The sequence below is a fragment of the Streptomyces sp. NPDC015532 genome, from assembly GCF_043078065.1.
Lineage (GTDB): Bacteria > Actinomycetota > Actinomycetes > Streptomycetales > Streptomycetaceae > Streptomyces.
The window spans coordinates 430,519-441,264 of sequence record NZ_JBIBSY010000001.1; the positions used below are offsets into that span (position 1 = coordinate 430,519).

8 protein-coding genes are annotated in these 10,746 nt (G+C 71.9%); 4 read left to right on the plus strand and 4 right to left on the minus strand.

Annotation, left to right across the window (positions count from 1 at the left end; all coding sequences use genetic code 11):
• Positions 1-155 precede the first annotated feature (155 nt).
• The gene (locus tag ACF07B_RS01805; protein WP_384242210.1) at positions 156-1,940 is read left to right on the plus strand and encodes a TIGR03767 family metallophosphoesterase; all 1,785 of its coding nucleotides are present in this window, start codon (positions 156-158) and stop codon (positions 1,938-1,940) included.
• Between the two features lie 90 nt (positions 1,941-2,030).
• On the plus strand, positions 2,031-3,236 hold the full coding sequence (locus ACF07B_RS01810) for a serine hydrolase domain-containing protein (protein WP_392177394.1): 1,206 nt from the start codon (positions 2,031-2,033) through the stop codon (positions 3,234-3,236).
• Here ACF07B_RS01810 and ACF07B_RS01815 read toward each other — a convergent pair.
• From ACF07B_RS01815 to pepN, 3 genes are all read right to left on the minus strand, one after another.
• Positions 3,233-3,799, minus strand: a complete 567-nt coding sequence (locus ACF07B_RS01815) for an isochorismatase family protein (protein WP_392177395.1) — start codon at positions 3,797-3,799, stop codon at positions 3,233-3,235. The genes ACF07B_RS01810 and ACF07B_RS01815 overlap by 4 nt on opposite strands.
• 170 nt (positions 3,800-3,969) lie before the next feature.
• Positions 3,970-5,025: a hypothetical protein gene (locus ACF07B_RS01820; protein ID WP_392177396.1), complete on the minus strand. Its 1,056-nt coding sequence runs from the start codon at positions 5,023-5,025 to the stop codon at positions 3,970-3,972.
• A 500-nt stretch (positions 5,026-5,525) separates the two neighbouring features.
• Positions 5,526-8,120, minus strand: coding sequence for an aminopeptidase N (gene pepN / locus ACF07B_RS01825; RefSeq protein ID WP_392177397.1), 2,595 nt, complete (start codon positions 8,118-8,120; stop codon positions 5,526-5,528).
• A 192-nt stretch (positions 8,121-8,312) separates the two neighbouring features.
• Between pepN and ACF07B_RS01830 the strand changes: the two genes are divergently transcribed.
• Together ACF07B_RS01830 and ACF07B_RS01835 are read left to right on the plus strand one after the other, a co-directional pair.
• Positions 8,313-8,981 carry a DsbA family protein gene (locus ACF07B_RS01830; protein ID WP_392177398.1) on the plus strand — a complete coding sequence of 223 codons (669 nt, stop codon included), beginning with the start codon at positions 8,313-8,315 and terminating at the stop codon, positions 8,979-8,981.
• Positions 8,982-9,151: 170 nt separating this feature from the next.
• On the plus strand, positions 9,152-9,778 hold the full coding sequence (locus ACF07B_RS01835; RefSeq protein ID WP_392177399.1) for a histidine phosphatase family protein: 627 nt from the start codon (positions 9,152-9,154) through the stop codon (positions 9,776-9,778).
• 68 nt (positions 9,779-9,846) lie between these two features.
• Here ACF07B_RS01835 and ACF07B_RS01840 read toward each other — a convergent pair whose 3' ends face one another.
• Complete coding sequence (locus ACF07B_RS01840; protein WP_392177400.1) at positions 9,847-10,740, minus strand: TauD/TfdA dioxygenase family protein; 894 nt, start codon at positions 10,738-10,740, stop codon at positions 9,847-9,849.
• Between the last annotated feature and the right edge of the window lie 6 nt (positions 10,741-10,746).

Genomic DNA, 10,746 nt, shown 5'->3' on the forward strand with positions numbered 1-10,746 from the left:
CGCGGAGATCGACGTACGGTGATCGGTGTCGCCCGTTGCCGTCCAGTTAACGCGCAGGTCATCCCCAGTGCCAACGATCCAGTACGAGCGGGGAGTTCGCCAGTCGAGCGCCCCGCGGCCACTGCCGACGCGTTCGCACTCGGGGAGACCGCGCCATGCCGCGCATACGCTCTGTCGCCACCGTACCCGCCCTCAACCGCCGCACCCTGCTGGCCGCCACCGGAGCGGTGTCCCTCTCCGCGGGGATCGGTCTGGCCCTGCGCCCACAGACCCCGGCGCACGCGGCGACCGCCGCCCAGGCGCCCGTCGCCGACTCCGTCGCCCACGCCGAGGGCCGACTGGCCACAACCGGCCCGAAGGGACCGGCCGCGCTCGTCCCCTACACCCGCGGCACGACCCTGAGCGGCGTGGCCGCCCCCCGTTCCGGCTCCACCGGATACCGCCGGCTCGGTGACGGCGCCGGCTGGAAGAGGGTCGTGCGCGACGAACTGGCCGCGGCCAAGACGGGCCGGGCCGACCGGCGCACCGCGCTCGCCGCGTTCGTGCAGCTCACCGACCTGCACCTGATCGACGCCCAGCACCCGCTGCGCCTTGAATACCTGCGATCCCAGAACAAGAGCGCCTGGCGCCCGCAGGAGACGCTGACCGTCGCGGGCGCGGTCTCCCTGGTCGAGCGGGTCAACTCGCTGCACGGAGCCCCCGCCACCGGAACCCCGCTGCACTTCGTCATGACCACCGGGGACAACACCGACAACAACTCCAAGACGGAGCTGGAGTGGTTCCTGAAGGTCATGAGCGGCGGCCGCATCACCCCCAACAGCGGTGACCCGCGGCACTACGAGGGCGTCCAGGCCAGCAACCTGAAGACCTACTGGCAGCCCGACGCCGCCCTGCGCGACGCCGACAAGCAGCTCGGCTTCCCGCGCATCCAGGGCTTCCTGGAGGCGGCCGTCCGCGAACTGCGCAGCCCCGGCCTGAAGCTGCCCTGGTACTCCACCGTCGGCAACCACGACGCGCTCCCGCTCGGCTGCTACGGATCACGCGGCGACTCCTACCTCACCGAGTTCGCCGTCGGCGGCAAGAAGCTGATGTCGCTGGGCCCGGCGGAGGCCACCACGCTCGCCAAGACCATCAAGAACGGCAGCAGCCCCAAGGGCGCCGCGTTCCACGACCTGCTCAGGGCGCACGCTCGCGAGATGCGCTCGGTCACGCCCGACGAGAAGCGTGCCCCGTTCACCCCCGCCGAGTACGTCAGGGCGCACCTCGACCCGGCGTACACCGGACCGGGCCCGATCGGCCACGGCTACTCCTCCGCGAACCTCTCCGCGGGCACCCAGTACTACACGTTCCGGATCGCCGAGGACGTGATCGGCGTCAGCCTGGACACCACCGACCCCGGCGGTCACTACGAGGGCTCCATCGGCACGGCTCAGCTGCGCTGGCTGGAGAAGACGCTGCGCGAGAACCAGGACTCGTACGTCGTCGTCTTCAGCCACCACACCAGCAAGACCATGCGCAACACCCACGCCGACCCGGCCCACCCCGCCGAGGCGCGGCACGGCGGCAGCGAGGTCGTCGCCCTGCTCGCCCGCTTCGGCAACACGCTGGCCTGGGTGAACGGCCACACCCACAAGAACGAGATCATCGCGCACTCCGCCCCGGGCAACCGCTCCTTCTGGGAGATCTGCACCGCCTCCCACGTCGACTTCCCCCAACTCGCCCGCGTCATCGAACTGGTGGACAACAAGGACGGCACGCTCTCGCTGTTCACCACCCTCATCGAGTCCGCGGCCCCGCACGCCACGGACTTCTCCGACCTCACCCAGACGGGCCTCGCGGCGCTGTACCGCGAACTCTCCTTCAACGCCCCCGGCGCCCGCACCGACCTGTCGGGCACCTCACGCGACCGCAACACCGAGCTGATCCTCAAGAAGGGCTGAAAACGGAGCAACCCGCCCTGTCCGGGCAACCCGCCGGTGTGCCCTCGGGTCCCTCCCCCCGACCGAGTCCCACAGCGAGACGGGGAAGACATGAGGGTTCGTACGGCACTGGTGGGGGCGATCGCCGCGGGGATCGCGGTGACGCAGGCGGGTATCGCGGCGGCGGCGCCCGCCGGGGACGGCCACGCGCCGACACGGCAGGCCCTGGAAACGGCCGTGCGCGACGGCGTGCCGGGGGTGACGGCGACGTCCGTGGACCGGCACGGAACCTGGTCGGCCACCGCGGGCGTCGGAGACCTGAGGAACGGCGCACCGCGGTCCACGGCCGACCGCTACCGCGTGGGCAGCATCACCAAGACGTTCATCTCCACCGTTCTGCTCCAGCTCGAGGCCGAGGGACGGCTGTCCCTGGACGACACGGTGGACACCTGGCTGCCCGGCCTGGTGCGCGGCAACGGCAACGACGGCACCGCGATCACCGTCCGCCAACTCCTCAACCACACCAGCGGGATCTTCAACTACACGGCCGACGAAGGCTTCGGGGCCACGTATCTCAGCAAGGACGGATTCCTGCGGCACCGCTACGACACGCTGCCCCCCGGACAGCTCGTCGCCGTCGCCCTGTCCCACAAGCCGGACTTCGCGCCGGGCACGTCCTGGAACTACTCCAACACCAACTACGTCCTGGCCGGCCTGGTGATCGAGAAGGTCACCGGCCGTTCCTACGCCTCGCAGATCGGCGACCGGATCATCAAGCCCCTCGGCCTCCACGCCACTTCGCTGCCGGGCACCCGGGTCACGCTCCCCTCGCCCAGCGGCAGGGCGTACTCCAAACTGGCCGCGACCACGACGGGACCGACCTACGACGTCACCGCCCTGAACCCCTCCTGGGCCTCCTCCGCGGGGGAGATGATCTCCGACAGTTCCGACCTGAACCGCTTCTACACCGCACTCCTGCGCGGCAGGCTCCTGCCGCGCAGGCAGCTCACGGAGATGCGGACGACGGTCGCCGTCGACGGCGTCCCGGGCATGCGCTACGGCCTCGGCCTCCTGGAGGGGAAGCTGAGCTGCGGCGTCCGGGTCTGGGGCCACGACGGCGGCATCCACGGCTCGTCCAGCGTGGCCCTCACCACCGCGGACGGCCGCCATTCCCTCGCCTTCAACTTCAACGGCGACTGGGCGGGCGACGCCCAAGCCGTCGTCGAGGCGGAGTTCTGCGGGACGCGGCCGCCCGCGACCGGCCCGTCCCAGGACCTGTTCGGGAGCCCGTCCCCGGGCCTGTCCGACAGGCGCTAGCCGGCGGCCCGGGCCGCGAAACTCACCTTCGCCGTCTCGACGGTGTCCCCGCGCCGGCCGGGCGCCCGCTGCTCCCTCCAGTACAGGTTGGTGTGGGCGACGACCTCCGCCGGGGCGGGGGCGCCGTACGCGGTGAGGTCCTCCGTGGTGTGGGCGTCGCCGACCAGCGTGACGTCGTACCCACGGGTGAAGGCGCCGTGGAGCGTGGAGCGGACACAGGCGTCGGTCTGGGCGCCGGTGACCAGAACATGGCCGACGGCCCGTTCGGCGAGCAGGTCCTCCAGGACGGTGGCCTCGAAGGAGTCGCCGTAGTTCTTGTGGACGACGGGCTCCGTGTCCTCGCGGACCAGCTCCGGCACGTACTGCCAGGACGCGCTGCCGTACTTCATCTGATCGTCGGAGTGCTGCACCCAGATCACCGGCACCGCCTCGGCGCGGGCCCTGGCGACGAGCGTGCCGATGTTCGCGATCACCGCCGCGAGATCGTGCGCGCCCTCCACGGCTCCGTGCTGCATGTCGATCACCAGCAGCGCTGTGTTCGGGCGGTCGGGCAGGGTCGTCATCACACTCTCCTGTCGTTGGTCCGGCTCGTCAGGGCAGGCGCTTCCGGCCGGGGAACTCCTGCCCGCCCCACAGTAGATCGGGGCACTGACAACGCCACCGGGACGCGGAAGGGGGTCCGCGCGAGCCGCATGCGGGCCCCCTCCCTCCCCTCCGGGCACGGCCCTGTCCGTCACGACCGGGGCAGCACCACGACATACGCGGCCGGATCGCGGTCGGTCGCGGCCATGAGCGCGGTTCGCACGACCGTGGCCTGCTCCTCCATCGCGTCCCTGAGTTTCCGCGGGGTGACGTGGACGACGGTGATGCCCAGCCGCTCCAGGTGCTCGCGCCTGCGGGCCTGCTCGGACGCCTGGGCGTCCGCGTCCTGGAGCGGGGTCCGGGTGACCAGCTCGACCCCCACCGCCTGTCCGGGCCAGTACGCGTCGAGACCGCCGAGGCGGGGGCCTCCGGGCAGCCGCAGGTCGACGTTCCAGACCGGGTCGGGCAGTCCGTGCTCGAAGACCATCCGGTACAGACGGTTCTCCGCGACCGCCCTGCCCTCCGCCACCAGCGCGTCCACGGCGTCCACCACGTGCGGGCGGTCGAGCAGCCGGGCCGCCGTCAGCTCCTCCACGACCGAGCGCGGTTCGCAGTAGCCGCGGCGCACCGCCTCCGCCAGCAGTTCGCGCACGGCTTCCGCGTCCGTCAGCTCCGCGACCGCGTCGGCCAGCGCGCGGGGGACGGCGGCGACCGGGACCCCGGCCACGAACGTGGGGTGCGGCAGCACGGTCGTGCGCACGATGCTGACGCAGCCGGTCGAGCGCACCCGGCGCAGCCGGGGGACGAGCACGTCGATCGTGCCGAGGGAGGGCAGCGGCGGGACGCAGGAGAAGCCGTGCAGGGCCAGCGCCGCCAGACCGGTGATCAGCGCGTCCGGGGAGGGGCCCTGGGCGCGCGGGTCCTCGGAGCCCGGCTGCGCGGGGACGCGGGACGCCGTGCGGGCGGCGGGGGGACGCGCGGTGTAGAGCAGCGCCGCGTGCAGCCGCTCCTCGGGCGTGGGAGGGCCGGGACGCAGAAGGAAGACGCCGGGAAGGATCCGCTGCCAGGGACCGCCGGGCCGGCACCGCTCGTTGGCGTCCGCGGCCGTCACCTGGCGGTCGCGTAACTGGGCGGTGGTCAGGACCCGGTGCCGTACGGGGGAGGGGTGGCTCAGGGCGCGGGGGGAGTTGGGGGTGCGGTGGCTCATGGTCCGGGGTTTCCCGCCGGGAAGCCGTCTTCTAACCGCTGTTACCCGCTCGTCGGCGAATCGGGACAAACGCGCCTTCCGGCACGGGCGTTCGACTGCCGAAAAGCGCTGGTCCGGACGCGGATCAGTAGGGGTTACGGGTCTCCATACATGCATTTCGTCACCAGTGTGCGCATCGGATCAGCCCACCACGCGAAGCATCGGATCAGCCCACCGGGCGGGGCACCGGATCGGCCCACCGGGCGGGGCACCGGATCAGCCCACTGGGCAGGGCGCCGGATCGGCCCAATGGGCGGGGCGCGGGATCGGCCACCGGGCAGGGCGCCGGATCAGCCCACCGGGCGGGGCGCCGGATCAGTCCACCGCGCACGGCACCGGACGTGCCATCGCACGGGGCACCGGACGTGCCATCGCGCACGGCATCGGACGTGCCATCGCGCGGGGCACCGGACGCCGTGGCGCCGGTGCCCCGCGCGGTGGGGTCCGCGTGGTGCGGGTGATCAGCCCGCGGCGGCGATGTCACGGGCCTGCGCCCGCAGCGCCCGCGCCAGATCGTCCCGCGACTCCAGCACCAGCCGGCGCAGCGCCGGCGGCGCGTCCTCGTGCGCCGCGAGCCAGTCGTCCGTCGCCGCCAGGGTCTCCGGGGAGTCCTGGAGCGCGGGGAACAGGCCCCTGACCACGTCCATGCCGATCTGGATGGAGCGCTCCGCCCAGACGCGGTCGACGGCGGCGAAGTACTTGGCGGTGTACGGCGCGAGCAGGTCCCGCCGGGACGGCTGGCCGAAGCCGGAGATGGTCGCCTCGACGAGGGCGTTGGAAAGCGCGTCGGACTCCACGACGGCCGCCCAGGCCTGGGCCTTGACCGCCGCGGAGGGACGGGCGGCCAGACAGCGGACCTGGTGCCGCTTGCCGGACGCCGTGTCGTCACGCGCGAGTTCGGCGGCGAGGACCGACTCGTCGGCCACGCCCCGCGCGGCCAGCGGCTCCAGGAACGCCCAGCGCAGCTCCTGGTCGACGTCGAGGCCGTCGATCTTCGCCGTCCCTTCCAGCAGACCCTGGAGGAGCTGGAGATCGGCCTCGCTCGCCGCGACGGCGGCGAAGAAGCGGGCCCAGGCGAGCTGGTGCTGGCCGCCCGGCTCGGCCAGCCGCAGCTCCGTCAGCGCTCCCTCGGCGAGCAGCGCCTCGCCCCGCTCGCGCCAGTCGGGCGCCGCGTAGTTGACGAGCGCGGAGTTCGCCCAGGCGTGCAGCATCTGCAGGACGCCGATGTCGGACTCGCGGCCCGCGAACCGCAGCACGAGGGAGATGAAGTCCCGGGCGGGCAGGATCGCGTCGCGCGTGAGGTTCCACAGCGCGGACCAGCACAGCGCCCGGGCGAGCGGGTCCGTGATCTCGCCGAGCGCGTCCCGCAGCGTGGCCAGCGAACCCTCGTCGAAGCGGATCTTGCAGTACGTGAGGTCGTCGTCGTTGACGAGGACGAGCGCCGGGGCCTCCGCGCCCGCCAGCTCCGTGACGACCGTGCGCGGCCCGTCGACGTCCACCTCGGCGCGCGCGTACCGCACGAGCGGGCCGTCGCCGTCCTCGCGGCGGTACAGGCCCACGGCCACGCGGTGCGGGCGCAGTTCGGGGTGGGACTCGGGCGCCTCCTGGAGCACCGCCAGCTCGGCGACGCGTCCCTCCGGGCTCAGGATCACCTGCGGGGTGAGGGAGTTGACGCCCGCGGTCTGGAGCCAGGACCGGGACCAGGCGGCCATGTCCCGTCCGCTCGTCTCCTCCAGGGCCGACAGCAGATCGCCGAGGCGGGTGTTCCCGTACGCGTTCCGCTTGAAGTAGCGGCGGGCGCCCTCCAGGAAGGCGTCCTGTCCGGCGTACGCCACCAGCTGCTTCAGGACGGAGGCGCCCTTGGCGTAGGTGATGCCGTCGAAGTTCAGCTTGGCGTCCTGGAGGTCACGGATGTCGGCCGTGATCGGGTGGGTGGACGGCAGCTGGTCAGCGCGGTACGCCCAGGCCTTGCGGCGATTGGCGAACGTGATCCAGGCGTCGGTGAAACGGGTCGCGCCCACGTTGGCGAACGTGCCCATGAAGTCGGCGAAGGACTCCTTCAGCCACAGGTCGTCCCACCAGACCATGGTGACGAGGTCGCCGAACCACATGTGCGCCATCTCGTGCAGGATGACGTTCGCCCGCGCCTCGTACGACGTCTGCGTCACCTTGCCGCGGAAGATGTACTCCTCGCGGAAGGTGACGAGACCCGGGTTCTCCATCGCGCCGAGGTTGTACTCGGGCACGAACGCCTGGTCGTACTTCCCGAACGGGTACGGGTAGTCGAAGTGGTCGTGGAAGAAGTCCAGCCCCTGCTTGGTCACCAGGAACACGTCGTCGGCGTCGAAGTGGGGGGCCAGACCCTTGCGGCACATCGCGCCGAGGGGGATCTCCAGCGTCGTACCGTCGTCGAAGACGCGGGAGTAGGAGTCCGTCACATAGTGGTACGGGCCCGCCACGACCGCCGTGATGTACGTGGAGATCGGCTTCGTCTCGGCGAACCGCCACACACCGTCCGAGAGTTCGCCGACACCGTTGCTCCAGACCGTCCAGCCCTCGGGGGCCCGCACCTCGAAGCGGAACGGCGCCTTGAGGTCGGGCTGCTCGAAGTTGGCGAAGACGCGCCGCGAGTCGGCGGGCTCGTACTGCGTGTACAGGTACACCTCGCCGTCCTCGGGGTCGACGAAGCGGTGCATGCCCTCGCCGGTGCGGGAGTAGGCGCACTGGGCGTCCACCACGAGTTCGTTCTCCGCGGCGAGGTCCTCCAGCCGGATCCGCACGCCGTCGAAGACCTCTCCCGGGTCGAGGTCGCGGCCGTTGAGCGAGACGGCCGTCACACTCGGCGCGATCAGGTCCGCGAAGCTCGCCGCGCCCGGCTCGGCGCAGCGGAAGCGGAGCGTGGTGACCGAGCGGAAGGTGCGGGGCTCGCCGGCCGCCGTGCCGGGCTCCGGCTCCCCGAGGGCCGAGCGCAGGTCGAGGAAGACGTCGTAGCCGTCGACGGACAGCAGTGCCGCCCGCTCCTGGGCCTCGTCGCGGGACAGATTCTCACCGGGCACGGCTGCACTCCCTCATGGCGTCATAGACATGTGCGAACAGGGCCGATCCTGCCATGTGCTCCTTACGGCGGGCGCTGTGACGGCGCAGACACAGGGGAATCCCTCGGACCCGTCCGCATCGCACGGACACACGGGAATGGCATGGGCGCGTGCCGGTGTTGCCACGGGAAACACCACGTTCCGAGGAGAGCCATGCCCGAGCAGACCGCTCAGACCAGTTCCGGCAAGACCCCCGTCGACTTCTGGTTCGACCCGCTGTGCCCCTGGGCCTGGATGACCTCCCGCTGGGTGCTGGAAGTGGAGAAGGTCCGCGACATCGAGGTCCGCTGGCACATCATGAGCCTTGCCGTCCTGAACGAGCCCAAGCTCGACGAGCTTCCCGACCAGTACCGCGAGATGCTCGCGACCACGGCGTGGCAGCCCGTCCGGGTGGTCACCGCCGCCTGGCAGAAGCACGGCGACGACGTCCTCGGCCCGCTGTACACCGCGCTCGGCACCCGCTTCCACAACGACGGCACGGGCCCGACGAAGGAGGCCATAGCCGGCGCCCTGGAAGAGGTGGGGCTGCCCGCCGACCTGATCGACTACGCCGACCAGGAGGACTTCACGTTCGACGCCGAGCTGCGCGCCTCCCACAAGGAGGGCATCGACAAGGTCGGCCAGGACGTGGGTACCCCGGTCATCGCCGTCCCCGGCTCCGACGGCGAGCAGCTCGCCTTCTTCGGCCCGGTCGTCACCCCGACCCCCAAGGGCGAGGACGCCGCCAAGCTCTGGGACGGCACGCTCATGGTCGCCTCCGTGCCGGGCTTCTACGAGATCAAGCGCACCCGTACGGCGGGACCGGACTTCAGCAACCTGTAGGCGCCGCGGTCACCGGGCCCGGGTCCGGCCGGGCCCGGGTCACCCCAGGCCCGGGGTCCGGGGTCCGGCGCGGACCGGGCCCGGTGACCGGACACGTCGTGTCCGGCCGGGTGCCGGGACTTCCCGTGGCACACCCACGGGGCCCGGCCCGACCTGGATACTGCGGGCTCATGAGCACTACGAGCCGCAGTACGACCCTCCTCCTGGCCCGGCACGGGCAGACCGTCTGGCACGCGGAGAACCGCTACGCCGGAGTGAGCGACGTCGACCTCACCGAGGAGGGCCGCGCCCAGGCCGAGGCCCTCGGCCGCTGGGCCGCCGCGCACCCCGTCGACGCGATCTGGACCTCGACCATGTCCCGTGCCGTCGCCACCGCCGAGCCCGCGTGCCACACCCTCGGGCTGGCCGCCCGGCGTGAACCCGGCCTGCGCGAATGCGACTTCGGGGTGCTGGAGGGCCGCACGCTCGCCGAGTTCGAGCTGGAGAACCCGGTCCGGGCCAAGGCGTACCGCGCCGATCCGGTGTCCTACCCGTTCCCCGAGGCGGAGGACCCGCGCGCGGCGGCGGCCAGGGGAACCCGCGCTCTGCGCCGCATCGCCGGGATCCACCCCGGCGAACGCGTGCTGGTCGTCGCCCACAACACCCTGCTGCGCCTCGTGCTGTGCGCCGCGCTGTCCGTCCCGCTGGGCGAGTACCGCCGTGTCCTGCCGGGCCTGCGCAACGGGGCGGTCACCGAACTCCGGTTGGAGGACGGGGCGGCCGCGCTGCTCTCGCTCAACGTGCCGTGCGTGATCTGACGGGACGGCCCCCGCGCGAGGGATCCGCGCGGGGGCCGTCGTCGCCCGTCACATGAGCCGGGTCGGTGTCACGCGGACACCGACGTGTAGTGCGAGGCGTCGCCCGCGATCGAGTGGCTCTCCTTGCCCTCGATGCCGACCGGCACGTCACCGGCGACCGTCACCCGGTGCAGACGGCGCGGCAGTCCGTCGTAGTTGTCGATCGCGTAGTGCTGGGTGATCCGGTTGTCGAACAGGACGAGCTGGTTCGGGGACCAGCGCCAGCGCAGGATGTTCTCGGGCCGGGTGACGTACGCCTGGAGCAGGTCGAGGATCTTGCGGGACTCACCCACCGACAGTCCGGCGATCCGCTGCGCGAACCCGCCGATGAACAGCCCGCGTTCACCGGTCAGCGGGTGCACCCGGACGACCGGGTGCACGGTGCGGAACTTGATGGACGTGAACTGGGCGCGCTGCGCGGCCTGTTCCTCGTCGATGCTCTCGTCCGGCACCGCGTAGTCGTAGTCGTTGGTGTGCTCGGCCCACAGGGTGTCGGCGAACGCGCGCAGCGGCTCGGGCAGATCGCGGTACGCGGCCGCGGAGTTGGCGATGAGCGTCTCACCGCCGTACGGCGGGACGGTGATGCTGCGCAGGGTGCTGGCCTGCGGCGGGTTCAGCACGAAGGTCACGTCGGTGTGCCAGTGATTGGCGCGGCCCCGCTCACTGTCGACGGGCAGCACGTTCGGGGCGCCGTCCACGGCGGGCACGGTGGGGTGCGCGGTGGTGAGGTCGCCGAAGTGGCGGGCGAAGGCCTGCTGGCCCTCGTCGTCCAGGTCGACGTCGTCGAAGACCAGCGCCTTGTGCTCGTTGAGGGCGGCGCGCAGGGCGGCGGCGGTGATGTCGTCCAGGGGCTTGGAGATGTCGACGCCCAGAACACGGGCACCGATGTGCGCGGTGACCTTCTGGATCTCGATGTCGGACATGGGTAC